Raw genomic sequence first — 26,738 nt, 5'->3', positions numbered from 1 at the left:
TTATTCCTCCTTGAGGGGGCGGTTGAGCAGGGTTTCGATGGCTTGCGCCACACTGTAGGCGCCGTGGCTCAGGTCTGCCACCGTGGCGCTGATAGGCATGTCCAACCCTTCTTTCGCGGCGATCTTGGACATGGCGCGGGCCGTGGCGACACCTTCGACGGTCGTATGGCTGTCAAAGGGGCGATTCAGACCCAAACTCAGGCCAAAACGGTAATTTCGGGACAGTTCGGACGAGCAGGTCAGTACCAGATCCCCCAACCCTGACAGGCCCATCAACGTATCGGGTCGTGCACCACGCATCAGGGCGAACCGCTGCATTTCGGCGAACCCGCGGGTCATCAGGGCGGCGCGGGCACTGTCACCAAGGCCCGCCCCGATGGTGGCCCCGCACCCGATGGCCATGACGTTTTTCAACGCGCCGCCCAGTTCGGCCCCAACGACATCGGTTGTGCGATAAAGGCGCAGGTTGGCCGTGGTCAACTCGTGCTGCAGGTTCTGGCTCAGGGCGTCATCGGCGCATGCCAGGGTCAGTGCCGTGGGTAGGCCTCGCGCGATGTCATCGGCAAAGCTGGGCCCGGTCAGAAGAGCGGGTTGCGCGTCCGGGATGGTTTCACGGATCACGGAAATGGGCCCGAGGCCCGTGGACAATTCAATCCCTTTGCAGCAGGCGACCAGCGTTTTTCCGGCCAGCGCCGAAGCGTGTTCGGTTAATGCTGCGCGCAATTTCTGCATGGGAACCGAAACAAGCAGCATCTGGCTGTCAGCGGCCTTAGTGATATCAGAGGTGACCGAGACACCTTCCGGCAAACTCACATTGGGCAGCCGCGCAGCGTTCTCGCGGGTGGTTTGCATCAGATTGGCCTGATCCGCATTCCGCGCCCACAGGGTTACCGGCCCGTTTCCTGCCAGCGATATTGCCAACGCCGTTCCAAAAGCCCCTGATCCCAGAACAGAAACACTCATGCCTTTGCGCCTTTCTTGCCGCTGCCCAACATGGCGGGGCTGGTTTGGTCCAAGGGCCAGCGGGGCCGGGCCGTCAGGTCCAGACCATCGCGGGCGCCCGTGCGAAACCGCTCCAACCCGGCATAGGCGATCATGGCCGCGTTGTCAGTGCAAAGGGAGAGAGGCGGGGCGGTAAAACACGCGCCTTTCTCGCTGCAAACAGTCTCTAACGCAGACCGAATGGCGGAGTTAGCGGCCACGCCGCCCGCCACGGCAATCACCGGGCTTGAAGGGTTTTCCTCCAGATACCGATCCATTGCGCGGCGGGTTTTCTCGGCCAGAGTATCCACGATGGCTTGTTGGAACCCAGCGCACAGATCAGCGCGGTCCTGACGGGTCAGGCCGCCCTTCTCGGCGACGATCTGGTCCCGCATCCGCATCAGCGCGGTTTTGAGTCCGGAAAATGAGAGGTCACATCCGGGCCGGTCCAGCAGCGGCCGGGGAAAGCGGAACCGTTTGGGATCGCCAGACCGCGCTTCGGTCTCGACCGAAGGACCGCCGGGTTGCGGTAGGCCCAAAAGGCGCGCGGTTTTGTCGAAGGCCTCGCCCGGTGCATCGTCAATGGTGCCGCCCAGGCGGGTGAACTGCTCCGGCCCGTGGGCGATCAAATACTGGCAATGCCCGCCCGATACCAGCAGCATCAGGTAAGGGAACGCGATCCCGTCTGTCAGGCGCGGCGTCAGGGCGTGGCCTGCCAGATGGTTTACCCCGATCAACGGCAGGCCGGTTGCGGCGCTCAAGCCCTTGGCGCACATGACGCCGGACATAACGCCGCCGATCAGGCCCGGCCCGGCGGTCACCGCGATGGCGTCCATATCAGCCAAAGTCAGACCCGCGGCCTCCAGCGCCTGAACCACGCATATATCCAGTTTTTCCGCATGGGCACGGGCAGCGATCTCGGGGACCACACCGCCAAAGGTGCTGTGCAACTCGGTCTGTCCATGAACGATGGATGACAGCACTTCAGCCCCGGCGCCGTCGGATTGGCGCACGACGGCGGCGGCCGTGTCGTCACAGCTGCTTTCCAGTCCGAGGACGGTAAGTGTTTGCACCATTGGCTCGATCCGCTACACCTTGATTGCCAAGCGGGGTATCACCCTGCGCGGACGCAAACAATCCCAAGGCGGAAGGCGCCGACTGTTGTATTTGCTGATGACCCGCCCGCGTGCTGCCTCTGAACGATTCGTTGCGCAGCTGCCGACCCGCACCAGATCCCGGGTCCAGGTCATCTATTCCCCGATCCTCGAAATCAGACCTCTGCCGGTCAAAGTGAACACGCAGGGTTTTCAGGGGTTGATCTTTACCTCGGCCAATGCGGTGAATGCCGCCGTGTCCCTTGGCCTGGCACGGGACATGCCCGCCTTCTGTGTCGGCCCTGCGACGACGGGTACAGCAAAAGTGGCCGGATGGGACGCGCAGATGGTCGGCACAACCGCCGAGGAACTGGTGGCCTATCTGCTGAAACACCGGCCAGACAGTCCGCTGTTGCATCTGCGCGGCGAGCACAGCCGGGGCAATATAGCCACCCGCCTTACCGAGTCGGGTTTGACCGTGCGCGAACAGCCTGTCTATCTGCAGCGCCTGTTACCGCTGACACCCGAGGCTGCCGCGACCGCCGACGGAGATACACCGGTGATTGCGCCCCTGTTTTCACCCAGAACGGCGCGACAATTTGCCGATATCTGGACCGGTACGGCACCCTTGTGGCTCGTCGCAATCAGCGAAGCGACGGCGGAACCCCTTTATTCCTTGGACTATGCGCACCTGAAGATCGCCAAGGAGCCGACCCCGAAGACAATGCAGAAAGCTGTTAAAAAGCTTGTGAAACATGCGATGCGGGTTGAGGGCAGCGAGACCACCGATTAACCTAGAGTGGCCTGTTATTCATGTGAAATTGGATTCGATAAGGGGAATGTTGCGGTGGCTCGTAAGAAAAAAACCGATCAAAAGCCAGTGGAAGACCCCAAGTCGGACGAAGCGGTTGAAACTGTTTCCACCCAGGACGATGCGTCTGTTGACGCGGCTGAGCCGGTAGAAGAGGTCCTTTCCGAAGCCGAAGCCGAAGCCGAAGCCGAAGCCGAAGCCGAAGCCGAAGCCGAAGCCGAAGCCGAAGCCGAAGCCGAAGCCGAAGCCGAAGCCGAAGCGGCCGTCAAGCCGGTTGTGGAAGAGCCCGTTGCGACGGTGGCAGAAAAACCCGCCGAACCTGAACAGGAAAAACGCGGCGGCTTTGTGCCAGCCCTGCTTGGCGGTGTACTTGCGGCCGGGATCGGTTTTGCGGCAGGCAGCGCGGGATTTTTCGGGTCAGGCGAATCTGATGGCCTTGCGGCGCTTGAGGCGAAACTCAATGATCAGTCCAGCCAGATCGAGGCACTTTCGAAATCGCTGGCCGACAGTTCAGACACTTCGGAAGTGGACAGCAAAATCGCCGCCCTGACAGATCAGATAACGCCACTCAGCGCGGAACTAAACGCGGTGAAATCCGGCCTCGACGGGCTTGCGGGGAAGATCGATCCTCTGGCCGGCCGCCTGAGCGATCTGGAAAGCAGTGCGCTGACGCAAGGTGCATCGCCCGAAGTGTCAGCCGCTTTTGAGGCCGAGTTGAAGAAACTGCAGGATTCGCTGGCCGCGCAACGCGCCGAGGTCGAGAAAATGGTCTCGGACGCGCAGGCGCTCGAGGCGCAGGCCGCTGCCAAGGCGCAGGCGGCAACCAATGCATCGATCCTGTCTCAGGTGCACAGCCAATTGGACGCGGGTCAGCCTTATGAAAGTCTGGTTGCCGAGTTGGCAGCCGGTGGTGTGACCGTACCAGAGGCACTGACGGCCCCGGCAAAAGAAGGCGTTGCCTCCCTGGCCGCGCTGCGGGAGTCTTTCACGCCCGCAGCCCGCACTGCCCTTGCAGATGCGCGGGATGCGGACAAGACCACGGGTCTGGTCGCGTTTCTGCAACGCCAGACCGGCGCGCGTTCGGTCACTCCGCAAGAGGGCGATAGCCCCGACGCGGTGCTGTCGCGGGCCGAGGCTGCTCTGGCGGGCGGCGATGTCGCTGCGGCGTTGAGCGAACTAAAATCCCTGCCCGAGGCGGCAAAGGCGGCACTGGCCGGTTGGGAACAGGCGGCCCAGACCCGTGAGGCCGCCGTGGATGCCGCAAATGCGCTGCAATCCAGCGTAAACTCGAACTGAAGGACCTGCCATGCTGTGGTCATTGTTAAAGATCCTTGTTTTTGTAGCGATTATCGGCCTGCTGGCCATAGGCGCCATGTTCCTGATGGAAACCAGTGGCGGCGTGCAGATCACGGCGTGGGGTCAGGAATTCACCTTGGGGCCGCTGCAATCGGTGATCGCGCTGGGCGTGCTGGTTGTTTTGATATGGGTGTTCTTCAAACTGCTGACGCTGCTGATCGCGACACTGAAATTCCTCAACGGGGATGAAACCGCCCTGTCGCGTTACTTCGACCGCAACCGCGAGAAGCGGGGCTATCAGGCGCTGTCCGATGGTTTGATGGCGCTGGCCTCGGGCGAGGGGCGCGTGGCGATGAACAAGGCGTACAAGGCCGAGAAGCTGCTGAACAAGCCGGAATTGACCAATCTTCTGGTCGCGCAGGCGGCCGAAATGAACGGCGATACCAAAAAGGCGTCAGATACCTACAAGAAGCTGGTCACCAACAACGCCACCCGCTTTGTCGGGGTGCGCGGCATCATGAAACAGAAACTGGCCGAAGGCGATGATGACACCGCCCGCAAGCTGGCCGAAAAGGCGCTGGCGATCAAACCGCGCCATGCCGAGAGCCAGGATATCCTGCTGGGTCTGCAGACAAAATCGCAGGACTGGACCGGCGCGCGTTCGACTCTGACCGCCAAGCTGAAGGCCGGTCATCTGCCGCGCGACGTGTTCAAGCGCCGCGATGCGGTGCTGGCCTTGTCCGAAGCCAAGGATATTCTGGCCGAGGGTGCCACCGTAGAACAGCAGGAACACGCGATTGAGGCCAACCGCCTGTCGCCCGATCTGGTGCCGGCCGCCGCGATGGCCGCACGCGCTTATATCAAAAAGGGCAAGCCGCGCGCCGCCACCAAGATCCTGAAAAAGGCGTGGGAGGTGCATCCGCATCCCGATCTGGCCCATGCCTTTGCCGAGATTTCACCGGATGAAACGCCGGAGGCGCGGATCAAACGCTTTGCGGCGTTGACCCGCATTCACCCGGAAAACCCGGAAACCCGTCTGATCGTGGCCGAGTTGAACATCGTCGCCGAGGATTTCCCCGAAGCCCGCCGGGCGCTGGGAGATGTGGTGGAAAAACAGGCCGATGCGCGCGCTTACACCCTGATGGCGGCGATTGAACGGGGCGAGGGTGCCTCGGACGCCGTGGTGCAGGGCTGGTTGGCCAAGGCGCTGAACGCGCCGCGTGGGCCGCAATGGGTTTGCGACAACTGCCATGACATTCAGGCCGAATGGGGCCCGGTCTGTCAGAACTGCCACAGCTTTGACACGCTCAGCTGGCAGACCCCGCGAACGCCCGAGATCGCAACGGCCACCGGCGTTCACATGCTGCCGCTGATTGTCGGCGCGCTTGAGGACAAACAGGAGCCCGAACCCGAGCCCGAAATCGAAGAAGTCGAAGAGATAGTCGAGCCCGAGGTTATCGAGATGGAGGCGGAACCTGTCCGGCCCGATGTCGAACCGGCGGTCAATGCCGAGGGAGAGCCGGTGGTCGAGAAACAGGCCTAGCGCGCGGTTTCCACGTCAAAGGCATCGTTCCACAGTTTGAACAGCTCTGCCCGGCGGTTCTGGTCCCGTGCGACCAGCAGCGCCGGGGACAGTGCAATAAAACGGCGGGCGCTGGGTGTCAGGCCGGTTTCAGCCGCATCCATCTGGGCAACAAGGCCCGAGGCCGCCAGCAGGCTCTGCGCCTCGGTAGACAGCAGAAAATCCAGAAACCCGGTTGCGGCGTCCTTGTTGCCCGCCTGCGCCGGGATCATCAAGGCGCGGGACAGGACCAGCGTGTAGTCTTCGGGCAGGATCACTCCCACGCCCGGCGCATGGGCATTGGCCACATAGGATCCCAGAACGTTATAGGCGATAAGGAACCGGCCCTCGGCCACGTCGCGAATAATCTCGGACGAACAGCAGGTGGCCACGGCATCGATGCGGGCAAACCCCTCGATCAGAGAGCCAAAGGTTGTAGCCTCGAGGCTGTCACCATAGGCGAACAAATACCCAAGGCCCGAGGCGGCGATGTCATAAGTCGCCACCCGGCCCCGCAGCAGTTCGGGCTGCGTGCGCATCGCGTCCAGCAGGGCAAAGCGATTGCGAGGGACGTGCTGGTCGTCCAGGAGGACTTTGTTATAGGCGATGACGGCGGGTTCGGTGGTGATGCCCCAAAGCTCATCGCGCCAGCGCCGCGCGTCCGGCAGCGCCTCGGTCCGGGGCGAGCGGTAGCGGTGGGCACAGGCGGAATTGACCAGCCACACCATCTGCTGAATCGCCGAAGAAAACACCACATCGGCGGGAGCCTGACCGCCCTTGCAGACGGTGCGACTGTGCTGGAACAGCGCGTTCGAGCCCCATTGCTCGTAGTTGATCACCAGGTCGGGATTCAGCTCGACGAACCGTTCCAGAACCGGAGCGATGATGGCGATATCGGTGGTTGACCGGATCAGCATCGGGTCGTCTCCACCGCCGAAGCTGGCCGTGGCTTCCTGCGCGCGCAGAGTGCCGGGCAGAGCAAACAGAAGGCAGAACAACAGGACGCGGATCATTCTATTCCCCTTGTGGCCGGAAAATTGAGTGCCGCGCGAAATCCAGTTTCGTCGCGGACCATCTCAACCGTGCCGCCAAAAGCCTCGGCGGTAGATTTCACGATGGACAGGCCCAGCCCGCTGCTGTCCTCGCCCGAGCCGGTGGTGCGGTTGAACCGATCTCCGACGTGATCGGCGATGGGCGTGGCGGGGCCGGGGCCGTGATCGCGGACCCACAGAACGGCGTGGTTGCCCTCCTGCTTCGCGCCAATGCTGACCGGCGGTTCACCGTGCCGCAATGCGTTGCCCAGGAGGTTCTTGGCCGCCTCGCCAAGGGAAAAGGCATCGGCATTCACCAGCACCGGGGTTTCTCCGATTTCCAGCCGAACCTCAACGCCCGGCGCAACCAGTTCGTGATCGCTCTGTTCCAGCACATCCAGCGCCACCTCGCGCAGATCAACGGGGCGGCGGGGTGCGCTGTCGATGCGGTGGATCACCATGGCGCGGGACAGCAGCTGATCCAGCAAAGTGCCCAGTGACCGCGTGCGTCTTAGCAACCGATCCAATGCCCGCGCGCGGGCCGGGGGGTCGGGGTCGTCCTGCGCGATCTCGGCCTGTACTCGGATCGCAGCGACGGGTGTGCGCAGTTGATGCGCGGTGTCGGCGATCAGGTTGCGCATCGTCTCCACTTGCCGGTCCAATCGCCCCATGAACCGGTTCATCGCGGTCAGCATCACCTGCAGCTCACGCGGCAACCCGGCGCTGGCCATCGGTGTGAGGTCATGCGGATCGCGGCGGGTGAGGTCTTCGGACAGCGCCTCGAGCGGGCGCAGGGCGGAACGGGTAACAAACCACGACATGACCAGCAGCAAAATACCCGCGACGGCCATAGGCAGCAGCGCGTCGCGCATCAGCCCGGCGGTCATGGACTGGCGTGCGCGCAGGGTCTGGCCGACCAGCACCTCAACCTCGCCCGAGAAATCCCGTTCGGCAAACAGGCGGGCGACACGGACAAAGCGCGCGGGTTCTCCGTTCAGGTCGGCGGTGAAGTAGAAGGGTGCGGTGCCGGGTTGCTGTGGTACCTCGATCACCGTGTCGCGGTCCAGCCCGGTGATGAACGGACCACCGGGCACCTGCACCGCATAGAATATCCGGTCATCCGGGGCCTGCGCCAGCAGTTGAAAGGCCGAGACCGGCAGATCCACAAACGGCTCGCCATCCTGTATGCGCACGGATTCTGCAATGTCGCTGGCTGCGCCCAGCAGCAGGCGGTCATAAGCCTGCCGCGCCGCCAATCGTCCATTTGCCCAGATCGACAGCGCCACAAGGCAGCCGCCGAGTATCAGGATCAGCATCACCGCGCTTAGAACACGGGCGGTCAGACTGTGGGGCATGAGCAGTCTAGCCATCCAGACCGATCCGATAGCCCACTCCGCGCTGGGTGGTGATGCCGACTGTGCTGCCGGTGAATTTCTTCCGCAGGCGCGCGATATACAGCTCGATCGCGTTCTCGCCTACATCTGCGTCTTCGAACCCGTAAAGCGAGTCATACAGCCGCGTTTTCGATAGATACTGCCCCTCGTGCCGGATCAGTTCGTCCAGCACGGCGGCCTCGCGTGCGGTCAGGTTCAGGCGCTTTCCGTCCAGCGTGGCGCTGCGATCCTTGGGGGCGTAGATCAGTGGACCCAGCGTGATCTGTTCGCTCTTGCGGTTAGCGTCCCGGCGGACGAGGGCGCGCAGCCGCGCTTCCAACTCGCGCTGATCGAATGGTTTGCCCAGATAGTCGTCGGCGCCTTTGTCCAAGGCGGCCACGCGATCCTCGACCGAGGTCAGCGCGGTCAGCATCAGCACTGGGGTGCGGTCGCCCGAGGCTCGGATCTTGCCCAGGAAGTTCAGGCCGGACCCGTCGGGCAAGTTAATGTCCAGCAGCATGGCATCATAGCTTTGTACCGCACGGAAATCGCGGGCGGATTCCACGGTGGTTGCCAGATCACACACCACGCCGGAGCGGGCCAGATGGGCCACGACACCCTCGGCCAGATCCTCTGCATCCTCGATCATCAAAACGCGCATGACCCCTCCCAAAGCCGGACGCAGGAACCGTGACAGGTTCGTGACAGCATTATTCGGTAAACAGATACGACCTGCAAGGACACGCGCCTGCGGGGATCGGTTTCGGCCGCTGAAATGTGGCCCAAAAAGACCAAGGAGGAGACACGAATGAAACTGTTTGGAACCAGTGGCGCAATTGCAGCTGCTGTCTTTGCCCTGTCCGGCGTGGCCGCCAGCGCACAGGAATGTATCGCCCCGGCCAACCCCGGCGGTGGCTGGGATTTCACCTGCCGTCAGGTGGGTAAGTCGCTGCAGGATCTGGGCCTGATCGACCAGACCATGCAGGTGGTGAACCTTGCCGGTGGCGGCGGTGGCGTGGCCTTTGCCGAAGTGGTGAACAAGCGCGGCGAAGATAACGAGCTGATCGTTGCGGCCAGCGCGGCCACTGCGACCCGCCTGGCGCAGGGGGCCTATCCGGGCAACACCATGGAACAGGTGCGCTGGCTTGCCGCCATCGGGGCCGACTATGGCGTGATTGCCGTAGCCGCTGACAGTGCGGTCAACACGTTGCCGGAACTGCTGGACCAGATCAAGGCGGACCCGGCTTCGGTGTCGGTTGCGGGCGGGTCCGCGGTGGGCGGATGGGACCACCTGAAGGTTCTGATCGCAGCCAATGCCTATGGCATCGACGATGTGCGCTCGGTCAAATACATCGCCTTTGACGGCGGTGGCGAGGCTGTGACCCAGCTGCTGGCCGGATCGGTTCAGGCGTTCACCGGCGATATCTCCGAGGCCAAAGGTTTCGTCGATTCCGGTGACATCAAGGTGATCGCGGTGCTGGCCCCCGAACGGCTGCCCGGTGAATTCGCGGATTTCCCGACCGCCAAGGAGCAGGGCGTTGACGCCATCGGTGCCAACTGGCGTGGGTTCTACGCTCCTGGCGGTATGACCGATGAGGCCTATGGCGATTGGGTCGGCAAGATCGGTGACCTCTATGCCTCGGACGAATGGAAACAGGTGATGGCTGCCAACGGTCTCGCCCCGCTGGACCTGCAGGGCGCGGCCTTCCAGGACTTTGTCGCGGAATCCGTGGGTCAGATCCAGACCATCTCGAAAGAGATCGGGATCATCAAATAACCACTCACAGCGATCCGGGCACCCAGCCGTGCCCGGATCGACCCATTTACCCGAACAATAGGAGACACCGATGAGTGACCGTATCTTCGGGGTCGTCGGACTGCTACTCGCCATCGGATTTGCTTTTTCCGCATTGGCGATCGAGGAGAGCTTTCTGTCCGATGCCGTCGGACCCAAAGCCTTCCCCCTGATCATCGCCGCCATTCTGGGCCTGTCGAGCATCGTCATCGCCCTGCGCCCGGATACCGAGCCCGAATGGCCCACGCTGAGCCGTCTGGTCGAGGTCGGCGCCGCCGTGGTCATGATGATCCTTTACGCTGAACTGCTGCCCGAGCTTGGCTTTGTCATCGCCACCGCATTCGCCGCCACCTATCTGGCCTGGCGTCTGGGGTCCGGCCTGATCGAAAGCGTGCTTGTGGGTGTCGGCACGTCCGTCGGCATCTACGTCATTTTCCATCTGGTTCTGGGCCTTTCGCTGGCCCGCGGCCCGCTGGGGTTCTGAGGAATAGGACATGGAAACTCTTGCATCCCTCGCAGACGGTTTCGCCATCGCGCTGACATGGCAGAACCTGATGCTGGCCCTGCTGGGCTGTTTTCTGGGCACGATCATGGGCGCGCTGCCCGGTCTTGGCCCGTCGAACGGCGTGGCCATCCTGATCCCGCTGGCGTTTACGCTGGGGCTGGGCGCCACTCCCTCGCTGATCCTGCTGACCAGTGTCTATTACGGGGCAATGTACGGGGGGCGTATATCCTCGATCCTGCTAAACATCCCCGGCGACGAGCCCGCGATGATGACCTGCCTCGACGGCCATCCCATGGCCAAGAAGGGTTTGGCAGGAGAGGCTCTGTCGCTGTCCGGCATCGCCTCATTCGTTGGCGCGTTTCTGGCCACATGGGGCCTGATCCTGCTGGCACCGCAGCTGGTCAAGGTTGCCCTGCTGTTCGGCCCGGCCGAGTATTTCGCCCTGTTCGCTTTGGCCTTCATGACGTTGGGTGGCGTGTCCTCGACCAACCAGGCCAAATCGGCCTTTGCCGCCGCGCTGGGTCTTGGCTTGGCGACCATCGGCGTCGACACCCAGACCGGCGTGCCGCGCTTTACCTATGGCGAGGTGCATCTGTACGACGGGATCGATTTCCTGGTGGCCATTGTCGGTCTGTTCGCCCTGTCCGAAGTGTTCATCTTTCTTGAACATCGCCACGGAGGGTCGGATGCCGAAGGCCGCAAACTGAACATCGGTCGCCTCTATCCGCCAATGTCGATGGTCAAGAAATGCACGCCGACCATGCTGCGGACCTCTTTCCTTGGCTTCATCGCGGGTGTTCTGCCTGGGGCAGGGGCATCGCTGGGATCGTTCATTTCCTATTCGATGGAGAAACGGCTAGTCGATAAGGAAAACACCTTTGGCACCGGCGATCCCCGTGGCGTGGCCGCACCCGAGGCCGGAAACAACGCGGCCGCCGGTGGTGCCCTGGTGCCGATGCTGGCGCTGGGCGTGCCGGGGTCGGGGACAACGGCTGTTCTGCTGGCGGTGCTTCTGGCGCTGAACATCACGCCGGGACCGCTGCTGTTTACGCAGAACCCGGATGTGGTCTGGGGCCTGATCGCCGCGCTGTTCATTGCCAACTTCATGTTGCTGGCGATGAACATCCCGATGGTTGGCCTGTTCACCCGCGTGCTGATGATCCCCTCGCGCATCCTGATGCCGATCGTGGCGATGGTCAGCTTTGTCGGCATCTACGGCATCTCGGGCTCCAGCTTTGATTTGCTGGTGATGATCGGATTCGGCGTTATGGGTTGGGTTTTGCGTAAGCTGGACGTGCCTTTGGTGCCCATCATCCTTGGCACACTGCTGGGCAACTCGATGGAGAACAACCTTCGCCGTGCGGTCACCATCGACAATGGCAACTGGTGGACCCTGATCGACAGCCCGCTGTCCATCGCGTTGTGGTCCATCGCCATCATCGGCTTTGTCCTGCCCCTGATCGTGGGGGCCCGGGTCAAGGCCAAGATGCACCAGCGCCGGGATGAAGAAGGCGCGATCAGCGACTGATGAACCATGTGCCGCCGGTCAGGGATCGGCGGCGCCGAAACAGACTCTGGAAAGATGCGGTGGAACCTGTAACTTTGCTGAACAGGGCAAGTCACTGATCAAAGGAAGCGCGCATGGACCTGAGTGATGAAATCCGCATCTCGGCACCACGGGATGTCGTGTACCAGGCTTTGAACAACCCCGAGATTTTGCAGGAATGCATCCCGGGTTGCGAGGAGCTGACCCAGAACGCGCCCGATGAGCTGGCGGCCAAGGTCGTGCTGAAGATCGGGCCGGTCAAGGCAAAATTCGCCGGAGAGGTCACGCTGGACACCTCCAACGCTCCAGACGGGTTTTCCCTGTCCGGCGAAGGTAAGGGCGGGGCGGCAGGCTTTGCCAAAGGTGGGGCCGACGTGACGTTGACCGAAGACGGGGATGAGACGGTGCTGTCCTATACTGCCAAGGTTGATGTCGGCGGCAAGATCGCCCAGTTGGGCAGCCGCCTGATCGCGGGCACCGCGAAAAAGCTGTCGGGCAAGTTTTTCACCCGGTTTGGTGAGATCGTGTCCGAGCAATCGGTGCCCTGACCGTCAGAACATCCTGCCCGTTACATGTGATAAAACTGCTGCGCGGTGCGTCCGAAAACCTGATCATGATGGGCCTCAGAGATGAGTGCTTTGTGTCTGGCGATCAGGTCCGCGTAACTGGATGACAGGATGTCGACCGGAAAGTTCGACCCGAACATGCAGCGTTCAGGCCCAAATTGGTCCAGGCAGTGATCGACGATTGGCCTGACGCTGTCGGTGCTCCAATTGGGATCGAACATGCCGAGGCCCGAGAGTTTGCAGGTGACTTGCGGCAGTGCCGAAAGCGATTGCAGCGCCTTGGCCCAGCCTTCCAGTCCCTGTGCGGACCGGTCATGCGGCGACCCCGCGTGGCACAGCGCCACTTGCGTTGCCGGTGCCTGAGCCAGCACGGCCGCGGTCCGCTCCATCAACTCGGGCAACAATTGCAGGTCAAAGGACAGGCCGCGGTCGCCCAGTTGTTTCAGCCCCGCCAGAAACTTTGGATTGTCCAATAGGTCATTTGTACCCGACAGCTCATCCTCACCCGGCGCGCGGCCGATGATCTGGCGCACCCCGCGTAGCGTGGGCAGAGTTTGCAGCAGGTCCAGCTTTTCCGCTAGGTCGCCTGCGGTCAAATCACAATAGGCGACCTGCACCAAAGGCCAGTCGGGGAACTGATCGGCGACGGATTGAACCCATTGTGCCTCGGCCCATGAATCGGCTGCGCCGACCTGAATATGCACTGAGGCAGTAAACCCGGCGGCCTCGGCATCTTTGCGGAATTCAGGCAGCAGATAGTCGCGCTGAATCGGAGTGGGATCACCAAAGAACCGCACCGCTCCCTTGTCCATGAGCCATGGGTATTCCACCGCTTTCAGGTTCCACAGGTGGTGATGCGCATCGATTCTCATGGCGTTTCAATCCCAGTTGTGCGGGCCAGAATATCGACTCCCTGCTGTTTCCAGAAGTGCAGAAGGTCGATGAAAATCCAGTTCTCGGCCAGTTTGTCACCCGCGCGGCGATAGATGTCGATCACCCGGAACTCGCCGGGTTTTCCGGTGGCGGGCATGCCCATGAAACCGCCTGTCGGTACGGCGGTGAAGTTAGGCCAGCCGAAGAAGCCGCCGTAATGCCCCTCGGCCAGACGGCAGATATGCCTGGTCTTGGAGCGTTCGGTGAATGACGCACGGAATGGGCCGGAATGTTGCTTGGCATACCGCTCGATCGTGTAGGTGGCACCGATCCCTTCGGGGCCCCACCAGATCATGTCGTCATGCCATGTGCGGGCCAACTCGTCTTCAAGCGACAAGCCGCTGTTCCACTGACCAAGGTCCGCGATCATCGCATTGATCGCCGCCAGTGTCTTGCGGCCTTCTTCCTCGGGCTGGTCCTCGGTCAGCAGTCCGTCATGGGTCAGCGGCCCAGGTTGGATCAGATGCGCTGCAGTTTGCGGTGGAAACGGGTTTTGTCCGGCCTGAACCATCAGATGCGGAATGTCGAAATACATCGCCGTTTCGACGATCTTGCCGCCCGTGATCCTGTGAAACTCGCAACAACGCAGAAACACCATCTTGCCGGTGGGGCGAATCCCCAACCATGGCGCATCGAACAGGCCCATCAGATGACCCATCGAAACCACCCAGACATCCGCATCCGGTTCCAGAGAGTTGGTGCCCGCGAAAAAGACATCCTGCCGGCGCTGCATCCGCTTCAGGCTGGTTTTCAGCGGCTGCCAGAACGCCCGTGCCACCGCGTCTGCACCGGTTATTTCGTCGAACGGATGGAAGCCGCGCCATAAAACATCATCAGCGCAGAACTGCCCAACAACGTCGGGCAGATTCGACCCGTTGGCTGAGTCGAGGGTTTCGAAGAACGAGGAGACGAGTGTTTTTTCTTTCTGAAAGCTCACGTTTGTACTGCTTTTCTGATGGTTAGCTTCGGATTTAAGCGATTGAGAATCGCTGGTTAGGAACTTTTTTGCATACGTATGCAAAAAAGTCTTGCCAGAAATGATTACTGAAGAATACAGTTTTGCAAACGTATGCAAAGCGAATCCTTGCAGGGGGCACCATGGCGGAAATTCAACTTCGCAACGTCGGCAAACGCTGGGGCAGCTTTGTCGGAGTCCACAATTTCGACCTGACCATCGCGGATCGCGAGTTTCTGGTGCTGCTGGGCCCGTCGGGCTGCGGCAAGACTACCACGATGCGGATGATCGCCGGTCTGGAAGACGTCACCGAGGGCGAGATTCTGGTCGATGGCAAGGTGGTCAACGATCTGGAGCCCAAGGACCGCGACGTGGCGATGGTTTTCCAGAGCTATGCGCTCTACCCGAATATGAACGTCTATGAGAATATCCGATTTCCGCTGAAAGTGCGCGGCATCGACCCATCAACGCATGACGAAAAAGTGCGTCGTGCCAGCGCGATGGTCGAACTGGACGAATTCCTGCATCGAAAGCCCGCCGAACTGTCCGGTGGTCAGCGGCAGCGTGTGGCATTGGCCCGCGCCATCGTCCGTGAACCCAACGTATTCCTGATGGATGAGCCGCTGTCGAACCTCGACGCCAAACTGCGGGTTTCAACGCGAGCACAGATCAAGAACCTAAGCCACGAACTGGCAGTCACCACCATCTATGTGACCCATGACCAGATCGAAGCGATGACCCTGGCCGATCGCGTTGTGGTCATGAAAAAAGGTGTGGTTCAGCAGGTCGGCAGCCCGACCGAGATCTATGACCGCCCGGCAAACACCTTTGTCGCCAGCTTCATCGGCTCGCCTGCGATGAACCTAATGGACGGTGAGGTTTCGGGCGGTGTGTTCCGGACAAAGCACGTGGAAATTCCGGTCGATGCCACAGATGGTCCCATGACCCTTGGCTTCCGCGCCGAGGACGCCAGCATTGCCAAAGGGCAGGGCCAGATCACGGCACCGATCTACACACTGGAACTGCTGGGCGACGCGACCATGATCTCGGTCCGGGTCGGTGGTGCGCTTGTATCGGTCAAGGCTGACAAAGCCTTCCGAGCCGAGATCGGCGAGATGGTCTCGTTCTCGGTGCCAACGGAAATCTGTCACCTCTTTGAAGCTGAAAGCGGTGCGCGGATCGGGGAGCAATCCCACAAACAGCCCATTCGGGCATAACACCGGTCCGGACGTCGACGACGGACCGATCCTGACAGGGAGAAACGCATGAAACTCAAATCACTCTTCATGGCAGGCGCCATGTCCCTCGCAGCAACTGGCGCATGGGCCGAATGCGCATATGAAAACGAAGTACCGCTGAAATCGCTTTCGGCTGGTTTTGAGGCCTGGAAAGCTGTCACCGACGCGATGGCCGAATGCGGCAACTTCAGTGCTTCGCTGGACCAGGAATTCCGCGAGAAGCAGCCTGAAGCCTTTGCAGCGAGCCCTTCGCTGTATCAGATCGGTGGCGTTGCAAACGAGACAATGATCCCGCTGCTGAACGCAGGCTCGTTGCGTCCGCTGGATGATCTGGTCGAAAAGTACGGCCAGGACCTGCTGCCGAACCAGCTGATCAAGGTGGACGGTAAAGTCATGGCGATTGCGATGATGGTGAACGCACAGCACCTGATGTACCGCGACGACGTTCTGGCTGATCTGGGTATCGAAGAGCCCAAGACCTATGACGACGTTCTGGCCGCCGCTGCCAAAATCAAGGAAGCCGGCGTCATGGAGTACCCGATTGGCGGAACCTTCAAGACCGGCTGGAACCTCGCGCAGGAATTCGTCAACATGTACATGGGCGAAGGCGGTGAGTTCTTTGGCGAAGGCAACATGCCCTCGATCAACAACGAACAGGGCGTCAAAGCGCTTGAGACCATGAAAGCGATGACCGAGTACATGGATCCGGAATTCCTGGTTTCTGACTCGACCTACGTTCAGCAACAGTTCCAGCAGGGCAAGATCGCCATGGCGAACCTGTGGGCCAGCCGCGCCGCTGCAATGAATGACGAGGCCGAAAGCCAGGTGGTCGGCAAAGTGACCATGGCGTCGGCCCCGATGGGTGCCGCTGCACCGTCGACCACCATCTGGTGGGACGGTATCGTTCTGGCCGCGAATATGAGCGACGAAGAAGCGGACGCCGCGTTCCGCCTTGTTCTGGAAGGCATTGATGGCGAGATGGTCAGCGCCAACAACGATGTCGCGGTCTGGCTGAGCCCGGCCTACACACCGGGTGATCTGGCAGCCGGTGCCGCGGCTTCGGCAGAGAACGGCGCCAAGGCGTATCCCGCATCGGCCCCGATGGGCGTTCTGCACAGCGCGCTGGGTAACGGTCTGGCCGACTATCTGACCGGTGCCAAGGATGCGCAGACGACTCTGGCCGATATCGAGGCCGAGTATCTGACCGCCGCCAAAGAAGCGGGCCTGATCAACAACTGATCCTCCCGGGGGGAGGGCTCCGGCCCTCCCATCCGCTCTCTATCCCTCGAGAACCATGAGAAAGGCAGAGCCATGAATTTCCGGACATTTGCCGCCTTTGTTGGCCCCTCTGTCTTTATGATGCTTCTCTTTATCGCTTTCCCGCTGGTCAGCGTGTTCAAGCAGAGCTTTTACATCACCCAGCCGATCTATGAGACGGTCGAGGTCGAAACCTGCACACCCGGTTTCCTAACTCAGACCTGTGTCACCGAGTTGAAATCGCAGCCGAAGCTGGATGAACATGGCGAGGTCATCACCCAGACCCAGTACGTGGGGCTGCAAAGCTATCGCAACGTGCTGGAACCGGAACGGGCCTGGCGAGCGATCAGCGAAGGCAGCCTGAGCGTTCTGTCCACCATCAACTTCTGGAAGGCGCTGCGGTTCACCCTGACATTCACGTTGATCACTCTGCCTCTGGTGATTGTCTGCGGGTTGGGCATTGCGGTTCTGATCAACAACGCGGCGCGGTCTATCCGCGGGCCGGTGATCTTTATCTCGCTGCTGCCTTTCATCATCACGCCGGTCATTGGGGTGTTGTCGATCAACTGGCTGTTCCGGGGTGACGGTATCCTGACCGCGCTGATCGAATGGTGGCTGAACCGCGATATTGCCCTGTTCGCACAAGCTTGGACCATTGAAATCCTGATGATGCTCTACCGCGTCTGGCACGTTGCGCCCTTTGCTGCCATCGTGTTCTATGCCGGTCTGCAAACGGTTAATCAGGACAGCCTTGAAAGCGCCGTGATAGACGGGGCGACCCGCTGGCAGCGGATGAAGTACATTGTCATCCCACACCTGATGCCGCTGATCATATTCGTGGCCATGATTCACCTGATGGACGCCTACCGCGTGTTCGAAGAGATCGTCGGTTTCTCTAGCCAGGGCTATGTCATCTCGCTGCAGTGGCTGACCTATGACTTCCTCGTGCCGGACCAGGCCGGTAACCGGTCGATTAGCCGGGCTTCGGCCAGTGCCATGCTGACCATGATCGGTATCGTCATCCTGCTTATCCTTCCGCTGCGCCGGACATGGCGCGATCACAAAGGGGGTCACTGATATGTCCTCACGCGCGCTTCGCCAACCGTTCGGCCTGCGACTGACCTCGAACGTCTTCCTGGTCTTCTGGTGTCTGGTCGCTGCTTTCCCGATCTTCTGGATCGCGGTGATGAGTTTCAAATCCCCTGTGGATGCCTTTGACAGCAATGCGCTGAACGTGATCTTCGGGCCCGCGACTCTGGCCAAGGGAAACGGCCTGTCGCTGCTGGATATCATTCTGGGTATCGCGGTGATCTGGGGCACTATATTGGTGGCGACCAAGATCCTGCCTTCGATGGTGAAATCCTATTCCAAGCCGGGTCAGGAATGGATCGGCTGGATTATCGGGGTGCTGGTCGTGGCCGTGGGTTTTCTGGTGGTGTTTTTCGTGATCCTGCCCGCAATCCTTGGTGTACTGAACCCGATCCTTGGCCCGTTGGGCCGGGACGTTCTGGGTCTGACGACCGAACACTATAAGACCGTCTGGATTGATCGCGGCTTTTCCAACAACTTCCGGAACTCGCTGATTGTGACCACCGGTGTAGTGACGGTCTCGCTGACGGTTGGGACGCTGGCGGGGTATGGCCTGGCGCGCTCGGGGTCTACCTTTGCGTTCTGGATCCTGATCGTGGCACTGGTGTTCCGCGCCCTGCCGCACTCGGTTCTGGTGGCGGGCTACCTTCCGGTCTTCATCAACTCTGCGGAATGGCTCAGCCCGATCCTGGGCGAAAATGCCCCGACGCTTTACGGCAAGCCCTTCGCGGTGATTGCGGTTCTGGTTGCGATCAACCAACCCTTCACCATCTGGATGCTGCGGTCGTTTTTCCAGAATATCCCGGCCGAACTGGATGAGGCCGCCCGCGTCGATGGGTGCAGCCACTTCCAGGCCTTCCGCCGTGTCATCATGCCGGTGATGTGGCCGGGTGTGATTACCACGGGTCTGTTCAGCTTTTTGCTGGCCTATAACGACTTTCTGGTGACCTCGTTGCTGTTGGACGCGCAGAACCAGACCATGGTTCCGGCCATCGTCGGCATGTTCAACCGCGAAACCACCACAACCGATCAGGTAGTCGCCGTGGCTGCCGCCGTGTCGATCACCGCGCCGCTGATCTTCCTTGTTCTGATCTTCCAGCGCCAGATCGTCAGCGGACTGACCGCAGGGGCGGTGAAAGGCTGATGAGCAGTCGGTCGCGCACCGGCGCTGTATCGCGCCACCCGGCGCTGAACAGAATGCCGAGGGACTTTTTGTGACGGCGGGGTTTTCGCCCCCCTCACACACTCTTGCGATCTGAAAGGATAGAAAATGAAAGGTTCTCGTCCCGAACAAGCGGTTTTGACCCGCGACACGGACATGAGCAAAACCGCAGACACCCGCCGTGTCATCGAAACCATGGTTGACGGTCTGAACGACCACCGGATCGACGATATCGGCGAGTTTTTCTCGGAAGGTTTCCGTTGGCTGGGCAACCAGGGCTGTGGCACCAAAACCGGCCTGAAGGAGTTTCAGGACAACTGGCAACGCCCGTTTCAGGCGGCGTTCTCGGACAAGACCTGCATCGACGAAGCGCGCCTTTACATGGGTGAGTGGGCTGCGGCCTTTGGTCGGCAAGAGGCCACCCACTCCGGCGAGTTTCTGGGCATCGCGCCCACCGGCAAACGGGTCGAGATCCGCTACATGGATTTCTGGAAAGTGGTCGATGGCAGGATCGTCGACAACTGGGTGAACGTCGATTTTGCCCATGTCGCCGCGCAGCTGGGTGTCGATATCTTCAACGGTGAAGGCTGGGAAGCCTATGACCGTGGTGAGAAAACAGCTCCTCGTCCTGCATAAAAAAGGTTTAGACAATGGCAATTGAGTATCTCAAACGCGGTAAGTCTGACGCCGACCGGGCCGAGGATGACGCCAAAACCCGCGCCGTGGTGGAAGCCACGCTGAAAGACATCGAAACCCGTGGCGACGCCGCCGTGCGCGAGCTGAGTGAGAAGTTCGACAATTACTCGCCCGCGTCCTTCCGGCTGTCGCATCAAGAGATTGACGATCTGATCGGCCAGCTGACCGAGCGTGAACTGGCAGACATCAAATTCGCGCAGGAGCAGGTGCGCAACTTTGCGCAGGCACAGCGCGACTCGATGCTGGATATCGAGGTTGAAACCCTGCCGGGCGTGATCCTGGGTCACAAGAACATCCCCGTTCAGTCCGTTGGCTGCTATGTGCCCGGCGGCAAGTTCCCGATGGTTGCTTCGGCGCATATGTCCGTGGCGACAGCCTCGGTCGCGGGTGTTCCGCGCATCATCGCCTGCACGCCCCCTTTCAACGGCAAGCCGAACGCAGCCGTGATCGCGGCCATGCATCTGGGCGGTGCGCACGAGATTTATGTGATGGGCGGCATTCAGGCCATCGGTGCCATGGCGCTGGGAACCGAGACCATCGATCCCGTTCACATGCTGGTTGGTCCCGGCAACGCCTTTGTTGCCGAAGCCAAGCGCCAGCTGTTCGGCCGCGTGGGCATCGACCTTTTCGCAGGTCCGACCGAGACCATGGTCATCGCCGATGAAACCGCAGCCGACGCCGAGCTGTGCGCCACCGACCTGCTGGGTCAGGCCGAGCATGGCTATAACAGCCCCTGCGTTCTGCTGACCAATTCGCGCAAACTGGCCGAAGAAACCCTGTCGGAAGTAGACCGTCTTCTGGGCATTCTGCCGACCGCTGGCACTGCGAAAGTGTCCTGGGATGAGTATGGCGAAGTGATCGTCTGCGACACCTATGACGAGATGCTGCAGGTCGCCGATGATATCGCGTCCGAGCACGTCCAGGTCATGACCGACCGTGACGACTGGTTCCTTGAGAACATGACCTGCTATGGCGCGCTGTTCCTTGGTCCGCGGACCAATGTTTCGAACGGCGACAAGGTTATCGGCACCAACCACACGCTGCCGACCAAGAAAGCGGGTCGTTACACTGGTGGCCTTTGGGTCGGTAAATACCTGAAGACGCATAGCTATCAGAAGATTGTAACCGATGAGGCGGCAACGCTGATCGGTGAATATGGCTCGCGCCTGTGTCTGCTCGAAGGGTTTGTTGGCCATGCCGAGCAGTGCAACATCCGAGTGCGCCGCTATGGCGGGATCAACGTACCTTACGGTGAGCCCGCGCCTTATCGGGACGCCGCTGAATGAGTGACACACAAACACATCACAAATCGCTGATCTCGCCGCTTCGGACGGCAATGTACGACTTCAGCGAGGACGGTGTGCGCAGGGCGCTGGCAGAAGTCAGCGCCCCTGACGCTGTTTTCAGGCTGGGCCATCCCTTTGGCGACAGCACCGGCAGCGACGCGTACTACGATACCGCCTACAAATACCTGCTATCGGCCTGGCCCGATCTGGAGCGTCGCGACTATATCGTCATGGCAGGCCCGGATGAACATGGGGCTGATTGGGTCGGATGCGGTGGTTACTACACCGGCACTTTCACCGGGCCTTGGCTGGATATCCCGCCGACCGGCCATCAGGTGACGATGCGGTTCCATGAATTCTACCGTTTCGAAGACGGCAAAGTGGTCGAGATTCAGGCCCTGTGGGACATTCCCGAGGTGATGATGCAGGCGGGTGCCTGGCCGATGGCCCCCAGCCTTGGTCGCGAATGGCATGTGCCCGGACCGGCCACGCAGGACGGTTTTGTGCCCGGCCCTTATGATGCGGCCAAGGGACAGGCGGCCTGTCAGCATATCATCGACATGCTTGAACACCTGAAGAAGCACCCCTCACAGGGCGGGCCGGAGGTGATGGAGCCAGAGCGGTTCTGGCATCCTCGGATGAATTGGTACGGACCGGCGGGCATCGGTACTGGGCGTGGGTTTTCCGGGTTCCGGAACTGGCACCAGATTCCATTTCTGAACGGGATGCCGGATCGTGGGCAATATGTGGATGACATTACCTATCACTTCTTTGGTGATGGTGACTATGCCGCCGTGACCGGCTGGCCCAACATGATCCAGACCGTGACCCACGATGGCTGGATGGGGATCGCACCCTCGGGCAAGCGCATTACCATGCGCAGCCTCGATTTCTGGCGGGTGGAAAACGGCAAAATCCGCGAAAACTGGGTTCTGGTCGATCTTCTGGACGCGTATCGTCAGCTTGGCGTTGACGTTTTCGCCCGACTGCGGGAATTCAACAAGGCCCGCAACATGGGGCGTATCAATATCCCGGATGGAATGAGCTGATGAGTGATCTGCCCCGCACCCCTTCGTTTTCTCTGGCGGGCAAGACCGCCCTTGTTACTGGCGCGTCATCTGGCATCGGGCAGGGCTGTGCCGTGGCGCTGGCCGAAGCGGGCGCGCATTTGGTTTGCGCTGCGCGTGGGGCGGATCGTTTGAACGAAACCGTCGCCGCGTTTCAGGCGCAGGGCTGGTCGGCAGAGGCAGCCGTGGTGGATCAGGGTGATCTTGAGGCGCTGCGTGGCCTGTTCGACGGTCGTGTCTTTGATGTGGTGGTGAACTCTGCCGGAACGGCGCGTCACGGCCCGGCGGTTGAAACTTCACCTGAGGATTTCGACGCGGTCACCAACGTCAACCTGCGCTCGGCCTACTTTCTGTCGTCTTATGCAGCCAAGGCGTTGATGACGGCGGGCAAGCCCGGGTCGATCATCCATATTTCAAGCCAGATGGGTCATGTGGGTGGCGTTGACCGTGCGCTCTATTGCGCCACCAAACATGGGCTGGAGGGCATGGTCAAAGCCATGGCCATTGAATGGGGCAAGCAGCGCATCCGCATCAATACGGTGTGCCCGACCTTCATCCGCACGCCGTTGACCCAATCCACATTCGACAATCCCGAGCGGGCCGCCTGGATCATGGACAAGATCAAGCTGGACCGGATCGGCGAGGTCGAGGACATCATGGGCGCGGTGACCTACCTGGCCTCGGACGCCTCGGCGCTGGTGACGGGCACCTCGATGCTGATTGACGGAGGTTGGACGGCGGACTGATGGCTGAGAAAGTTACCTCTCTTCAGGTTGCGCAGCTGGCGGGTGTTAGCCAATCGGCGGTCAGCCGAGTGTTCACGCCCGGTGCCTCTGTAAGCAAGAAGACTGAAGAAAAGGTGCGCAAGGCCGCCGCCGAACTTGGTTATCGCCCCAACGTACTGGCGCGGGCGATGGTTTCGGGAAAAAGCCGGATCATCGGTTTGGTGGTCGGGTATCTGGATAACTACTTTTACCCCGAAGCGCTTGAGAAACTGTCCAATGCGCTGCAGGAAAAGGGCTATCATGTTCTGATCTTCATGGCTTCGAGGACGGCCGGGAACATCGAAGACGTGATGGCGGAGATTCTCGACTATCAGGTGGATGGGGTCATTTTGGCCTCGGTTGCCATGTCGTCGGAAATTGCAATGCGTTGCCAGCAGGCCGGTGTGCCGGTCGTGCTGTTCAACCGTAGTCAGGATATCGAGGGCATCACCTCGGTCACTTCCGACAACTATGTGGGCGGGCGCAAGGTGGCCGAGTTCCTTCTGGCGGGCGGGCACGAGCGTATCGGCTACATCGCTGGCTGGCAGGGTGCCTCGACGCAGCGCGACCGCGAGGCCGGGTTCCGTGCCGTACTGTCGGAAGCCGGACAGAGCCTGTTTGCCCATGAGGTCGGTGACTTTGACACTGAAAAGACGCGGGCGGCGGCACGGCGCATGTTTGTTGTCCCGCCCGAGACTCGACCGGACGCGGTTTTTGTCGCCAATGATCACATGGCGCTGGCAGTGATGGACGTGATCCGGTTTGAACTGGGTTTGCGCGCGCCCGAGGACGTTTCGGTCGTGGGGTATGACGACGTGCCACCCGCCGGGTGGCCTGCATACAACCTGACAACGATCCGGCAGCGCGCCAATCTTATGGTGGCCGAAACCGTCGCCGCATTGCTTGAACATATCGACGCCCCGGCAACGGCGAAACCGCGCAAAGTGGCCATTGATGGGCCTCTGGTCGTGCGGACATCGGCCCGGTTGCCCAAAGGGTGGAACCCACAAAGGACAGAGACATGAAAGGCTTCGATCCGAAGTTCCGGGATTTTCCCGACTATATCATCGGTATTACCAAAGAGATTTGGGAAGACCGCGGCATCTCGACCTTGCACGAGTACTACGCCGAGGACATTGTTGTCCGCTCACCGGGGTCTGTCGTGATGGGCAACCAGAATGTCATCGGCGCTACAATGGCCACGCTTGCCGAGTTCCCGGATCGCCAACTGTTGGGAGAGGACGTGATCTGGTCGGGAACACCGGAGGACGGCATGCTCAGCTCGCATCGGATCATCTCAACCGCGACGCATTTGGCCGAGGGGGTGTATGGCAAGCCCACCGGAACCAAACTGCGGTACCGAATCCTGGCCGATTGCCATGCGATCGACAACATGATCAATGACGAATGGCTGATCCGGGACCAGGGCGCCATCGTCCGCCAGATGGGCTGGGATCCCAAGGAATACGCTGCCGATCTGATTGCGCGGGAAGGTGGCGCAGAAAACTGCGTCAGGCCGCTGACCCCGGCCAACGATGTCGAAGGCCCCTACAAGGGCCGCGGAAACAACAACGAGTGGGGTCAGCGTCATGCCGATCTGCTGACCCGGATGATGAGCGCGGACATGGGTGCGGTCGAACGTGACTATGACCGGGCCGTGCAGTCCGAATACCCGGGTGGCGTCACCGGACACGGATGGGACTCGGTGGATCGGTTCTGGATGTCGTTGCGTGCGGCGATGCCCAATGCGACCTTCACCGTTCATCACCAGATCGGACGCGATGACGCGAACATGCCTCCACGCTCGGCGATCCGGTGGAGCCTTCACGGTAAGCACGATGGCTGGGGCGCATTTGGTAAGCCAACCGGCGCTGAAATTTATGTGCTGGGCATCAGCCACGCCGAATGGGGAGAACTGAGCGGCGGTGATGTCAGGCTGCGCCGTGAGTGGACCCTGTTCGATGAAACATCGGTCTGGAAGCAGATTATTCTGGCAACCGGGGGCGTGTGATGCCCTTGGTGCCTGCCCCTCTTGATACCAGCGAAGGGACCCGGCGGTATCACTGCCACCGGGCCTCTTTGCGGGCAAAGCGGCTTAACAACCGCCCTCCCGGGGCAACGGGCTGACCCCCCTGTTGCAACACCAAACCCGTTAGGAGACCAAAATGAGCACCATCCAGGAACGCATCGTCCGCTATGGCGAGCTGCAACCCTGCAAAACTGCCTTTATCGACGCCCACACCCCGGGCAGCGATCAGAAAGAGAACTTTACCATCGTCGGCGGTGGCGTATCGGAATCCCCGGATCAGCACGTTCACATCACCGACAAGATCGGTTTCAATATCGGCGCGGCGGGACAGCCTCCGAAATGCCGTAACTCGCTGCATAGCCACACCACGGCCGAGGTCTTCTTTGTCGCCAAAGGCCGTTGGCGTTTCTTCTGGGGCCGCTATGGCACGGCCGGAGAGTTCATCGCCGAGGAAGGCGATATTTTCAACATCCCGACTGGCATCTTCCGCGGGTTCGAAAATGTGGGCGACGACTACGGCATGATCATGTCGATGCTAGGCGGCGACGATGCCGGTGGCGGCGTGACATGGGCACCGCAGGTGATCGAAGACGCGCAGGCGCATGGTCTGATGCTGGGTGACAATGGCGTGCTGTATGACAGCAAAAAGGGTCAGGAACTGCCGCACAACGTGCGTCCGATGCCTCTGCTGACCGAGGAAGAGCTGAAAGCCTATCCAGAGGTGCCCGTCGATGCCGTGATCGGCAAGTACGTGGCGCGGTATTGGGACCTGATGGCGCTGGCGGCAGACAAACCTGCAACGGTGATCGGTGAGACCGGTATCATCAAGGATAAACCGGGCTTCGAGGTTGATTTCCTGACCCGTGGCTCGGCCGTCAACGATCCGGTCAAAGCCGAAAAGCCTGTGGTTCTGATGCCGGCCAGCGGCCATTGGCGCATCACCGTGGATGACTATTCCACCACCTTGTCCAACGGCGATACTGCGGTTGTCATGCCGGGTGAAACCTATACCGTCGCGCCGTCCATGACCGGGCAGGCGGGACTTTATCGTATCACGGCCACCGACGATCCTGCCGGTGCGACCTGGGTCGGATGACCGTCGATCCGGACGATACCCACGCCGTTTACGAACGGCAGGCTAGGGCCTATGACGAGCAACGCTCGAAGGCCCTGTTCGAAGCGCGCTGGCTGGCGCGCTTCACCGCCAGTTTGAAAGCGGGCGATCACGTTCTGGATCTGGGCTGCGGTACAGGCGAACCCATCGCCCGCTGGTTCAAGGCCGAAGGGTTCACCGTCACCGGCGTCGATTTTTCCGAAGCCATGCTTGAGATCGCCCGCGACCGCTGGCCCGATGGCAATTGGTTGCAGGCAGACATGCGGGATTTCGAACTGGATCAGAGATTTGATGGCATTATCTCCTGGAACAGCTTTTTCCACCTGACGGCTGACGAACAGAAAGATTGCATCGCCCGCATGGGGCGTCATCTGCGTTCGGGCGGGATGCTGATGCTGACGGTCGGTCCCAGCGCTGGTGAGGAACAGGGAACTGTCGGCGGAGAGCCGGTGTATCACGCATCCCTTTCGCCCGCAGCCTATGCCACCTGCCTTGAAGAAAACGACATGATCCTGACTGGGTTTCTGGCCAAAGACCCGGACACCCAAAGCCATACCGTGCTGATGGCGCGCAAAAATTAACGGAGGTT

Annotated in this window: 26 protein-coding genes; 19 read left to right on the top strand and 7 right to left on the bottom strand. The window is 60.8% G+C overall.

What is annotated here, in order from left to right:
* On the bottom strand, positions 1–963 hold the full coding sequence (locus ACR0IM_RS10660) for an NAD(P)H-dependent glycerol-3-phosphate dehydrogenase (RefSeq protein ID WP_480681868.1): 963 nt from the start codon (positions 961–963) through the stop codon (positions 1–3).
* Positions 960–2,057, bottom strand: coding sequence for a tRNA (adenosine(37)-N6)-threonylcarbamoyltransferase complex transferase subunit TsaD (gene tsaD / locus ACR0IM_RS10655; protein WP_480681866.1), 1,098 nt, complete (start codon positions 2,055–2,057; stop codon positions 960–962). Before tsaD ends, ACR0IM_RS10660 begins: the two co-directional genes overlap by 4 nt.
* 85 nt (positions 2,058–2,142) lie before the next feature.
* Here tsaD and ACR0IM_RS10650 point away from each other — a divergent pair, with 85 nt between their 5' ends.
* The 3 genes from ACR0IM_RS10650 to ACR0IM_RS10640 are packed head-to-tail and all read left to right on the top strand — an operon-like array spanning position 2,143 to position 5,725.
* Positions 2,143–2,868, top strand: coding sequence for a uroporphyrinogen-III synthase (locus tag ACR0IM_RS10650; RefSeq protein ID WP_480681865.1), 726 nt, complete (start codon positions 2,143–2,145; stop codon positions 2,866–2,868).
* Positions 2,869–2,922: 54 nt separating this feature from the next.
* Positions 2,923–4,182, top strand: a complete 1,260-nt coding sequence (locus ACR0IM_RS10645; protein ID WP_480681863.1) for a COG4223 family protein — start codon at positions 2,923–2,925, stop codon at positions 4,180–4,182.
* A gap of 10 nt (positions 4,183–4,192) precedes the next feature.
* On the top strand, positions 4,193–5,725 hold the full coding sequence (locus ACR0IM_RS10640; protein WP_480681861.1) for a heme biosynthesis HemY N-terminal domain-containing protein: 1,533 nt from the start codon (positions 4,193–4,195) through the stop codon (positions 5,723–5,725).
* On the opposite strand, the gene ACR0IM_RS10635 is transcribed toward ACR0IM_RS10640, so the two are convergent.
* Genes ACR0IM_RS10635 through ACR0IM_RS10625 form a run of 3 tightly spaced genes read right to left on the bottom strand, consistent with a single transcriptional unit; the run spans position 5,722 to position 8,808 of the window.
* On the bottom strand, positions 5,722–6,756 hold the full coding sequence (locus ACR0IM_RS10635) for an ABC transporter substrate-binding protein (protein WP_480681859.1): 1,035 nt from the start codon (positions 6,754–6,756) through the stop codon (positions 5,722–5,724). The genes ACR0IM_RS10640 and ACR0IM_RS10635 overlap by 4 nt on opposite strands.
* Positions 6,753–8,144, bottom strand: coding sequence for a sensor histidine kinase N-terminal domain-containing protein (locus ACR0IM_RS10630; RefSeq protein ID WP_480681857.1), 1,392 nt, complete (start codon positions 8,142–8,144; stop codon positions 6,753–6,755). Before ACR0IM_RS10630 ends, ACR0IM_RS10635 begins: the two co-directional genes overlap by 4 nt.
* Positions 8,137–8,808, bottom strand: coding sequence for a response regulator transcription factor (locus tag ACR0IM_RS10625; RefSeq protein ID WP_480592061.1), 672 nt, complete (start codon positions 8,806–8,808; stop codon positions 8,137–8,139). Before ACR0IM_RS10625 ends, ACR0IM_RS10630 begins: the two co-directional genes overlap by 8 nt.
* Before the next feature lie 147 nt (positions 8,809–8,955).
* Between ACR0IM_RS10625 and ACR0IM_RS10620 the strand changes: the two genes are divergently transcribed.
* From ACR0IM_RS10620 to ACR0IM_RS10605, 4 genes are all read left to right on the top strand, one after another.
* Positions 8,956–9,924 (top strand): Bug family tripartite tricarboxylate transporter substrate binding protein, encoded by a 969-nt coding sequence (locus tag ACR0IM_RS10620; protein WP_480592063.1) that lies wholly within the window; start codon positions 8,956–8,958, stop codon positions 9,922–9,924.
* Positions 9,925–9,994: 70 nt separating this feature from the next.
* Complete coding sequence (locus ACR0IM_RS10615; RefSeq protein WP_480592065.1) at positions 9,995–10,426, top strand: tripartite tricarboxylate transporter TctB family protein; 432 nt, start codon at positions 9,995–9,997, stop codon at positions 10,424–10,426.
* A gap of 10 nt (positions 10,427–10,436) precedes the next feature.
* Positions 10,437–11,975 carry a tripartite tricarboxylate transporter permease gene (locus tag ACR0IM_RS10610; RefSeq protein ID WP_480592066.1) on the top strand — a complete coding sequence of 513 codons (1,539 nt, stop codon included), beginning with the start codon at positions 10,437–10,439 and terminating at the stop codon, positions 11,973–11,975.
* A gap of 113 nt (positions 11,976–12,088) precedes the next feature.
* Positions 12,089–12,541: an SRPBCC family protein gene (locus ACR0IM_RS10605; RefSeq protein WP_480592068.1), complete on the top strand. Its 453-nt coding sequence runs from the start codon at positions 12,089–12,091 to the stop codon at positions 12,539–12,541.
* Positions 12,542–12,561: 20 nt separating this feature from the next.
* On the opposite strand, the gene ACR0IM_RS10600 is transcribed toward ACR0IM_RS10605, so the two are convergent.
* The gene (locus ACR0IM_RS10600) at positions 12,562–13,431 is read right to left on the bottom strand and encodes an amidohydrolase family protein (protein WP_480681855.1); all 870 of its coding nucleotides are present in this window, start codon (positions 13,429–13,431) and stop codon (positions 12,562–12,564) included.
* The gene (locus ACR0IM_RS10595; protein ID WP_480681853.1) at positions 13,428–14,429 is read right to left on the bottom strand and encodes an ester cyclase; all 1,002 of its coding nucleotides are present in this window, start codon (positions 14,427–14,429) and stop codon (positions 13,428–13,430) included. The genes ACR0IM_RS10600 and ACR0IM_RS10595 overlap by 4 nt, the downstream gene beginning before the upstream one ends.
* Positions 14,430–14,590: 161 nt before the next feature.
* Between ACR0IM_RS10595 and ACR0IM_RS10590 the strand changes: the two genes are divergently transcribed.
* The 12 genes from ACR0IM_RS10590 (at position 14,591) to ACR0IM_RS10535 (ending at position 26,730) form a co-directional block, all read left to right on the top strand.
* Positions 14,591–15,664 (top strand): ABC transporter ATP-binding protein, encoded by a 1,074-nt coding sequence (locus tag ACR0IM_RS10590; protein WP_480681851.1) that lies wholly within the window; start codon positions 14,591–14,593, stop codon positions 15,662–15,664.
* A 48-nt stretch (positions 15,665–15,712) separates the two neighbouring features.
* On the top strand, positions 15,713–16,924 hold the full coding sequence (locus ACR0IM_RS10585) for an ABC transporter substrate-binding protein (RefSeq protein WP_480681849.1): 1,212 nt from the start codon (positions 15,713–15,715) through the stop codon (positions 16,922–16,924).
* Between the two features lie 72 nt (positions 16,925–16,996).
* Positions 16,997–18,019: a carbohydrate ABC transporter permease gene (locus tag ACR0IM_RS10580; protein WP_480592079.1), complete on the top strand. Its 1,023-nt coding sequence runs from the start codon at positions 16,997–16,999 to the stop codon at positions 18,017–18,019.
* A 1-nt stretch (position 18,020) separates the two neighbouring features.
* Positions 18,021–19,175: a carbohydrate ABC transporter permease gene (locus tag ACR0IM_RS10575; protein WP_480592081.1), complete on the top strand. Its 1,155-nt coding sequence runs from the start codon at positions 18,021–18,023 to the stop codon at positions 19,173–19,175.
* 126 nt (positions 19,176–19,301) lie between these two features.
* On the top strand, positions 19,302–19,829 hold the full coding sequence (locus ACR0IM_RS10570) for an ester cyclase (RefSeq protein ID WP_480592083.1): 528 nt from the start codon (positions 19,302–19,304) through the stop codon (positions 19,827–19,829).
* A gap of 14 nt (positions 19,830–19,843) precedes the next feature.
* On the top strand, positions 19,844–21,175 hold the full coding sequence (hisD, locus tag ACR0IM_RS10565; protein WP_480592085.1) for a histidinol dehydrogenase: 1,332 nt from the start codon (positions 19,844–19,846) through the stop codon (positions 21,173–21,175).
* Positions 21,172–22,224, top strand: a complete 1,053-nt coding sequence (locus ACR0IM_RS10560) for an ester cyclase (RefSeq protein ID WP_480641452.1) — start codon at positions 21,172–21,174, stop codon at positions 22,222–22,224. The genes hisD and ACR0IM_RS10560 overlap by 4 nt, the downstream gene beginning before the upstream one ends.
* A complete protein-coding gene (locus ACR0IM_RS10555) occupies positions 22,224–22,988 on the top strand; it encodes an SDR family NAD(P)-dependent oxidoreductase (protein WP_480681847.1) in 765 nt (254 codons plus the stop codon). Before ACR0IM_RS10560 ends, ACR0IM_RS10555 begins: the two co-directional genes overlap by 1 nt.
* Entirely contained in the window at positions 22,988–24,031 is a 1,044-nt protein-coding gene (locus tag ACR0IM_RS10550; protein ID WP_480681845.1) for a LacI family DNA-binding transcriptional regulator, read from the top strand. The genes ACR0IM_RS10555 and ACR0IM_RS10550 overlap by 1 nt, the downstream gene beginning before the upstream one ends.
* On the top strand, positions 24,028–25,017 hold the full coding sequence (locus ACR0IM_RS10545; protein ID WP_480681843.1) for a nuclear transport factor 2 family protein: 990 nt from the start codon (positions 24,028–24,030) through the stop codon (positions 25,015–25,017). Before ACR0IM_RS10550 ends, ACR0IM_RS10545 begins: the two co-directional genes overlap by 4 nt.
* 154 nt (positions 25,018–25,171) lie before the next feature.
* A complete protein-coding gene (locus ACR0IM_RS10540) occupies positions 25,172–26,131 on the top strand; it encodes a cupin domain-containing protein (RefSeq protein ID WP_480592095.1) in 960 nt (319 codons plus the stop codon).
* Positions 26,128–26,730 (top strand): class I SAM-dependent methyltransferase, encoded by a 603-nt coding sequence (locus tag ACR0IM_RS10535; RefSeq protein ID WP_480592096.1) that lies wholly within the window; start codon positions 26,128–26,130, stop codon positions 26,728–26,730. The genes ACR0IM_RS10540 and ACR0IM_RS10535 overlap by 4 nt, the downstream gene beginning before the upstream one ends.
* Positions 26,731–26,738 lie beyond the last annotated feature (8 nt).

The organism is Ruegeria sp. BF6, from assembly GCF_056538665.1.
The sequence above is the reverse complement of the archived record's forward strand: the minus strand, read 5'-3'. Positions and strand labels throughout refer to the sequence as shown.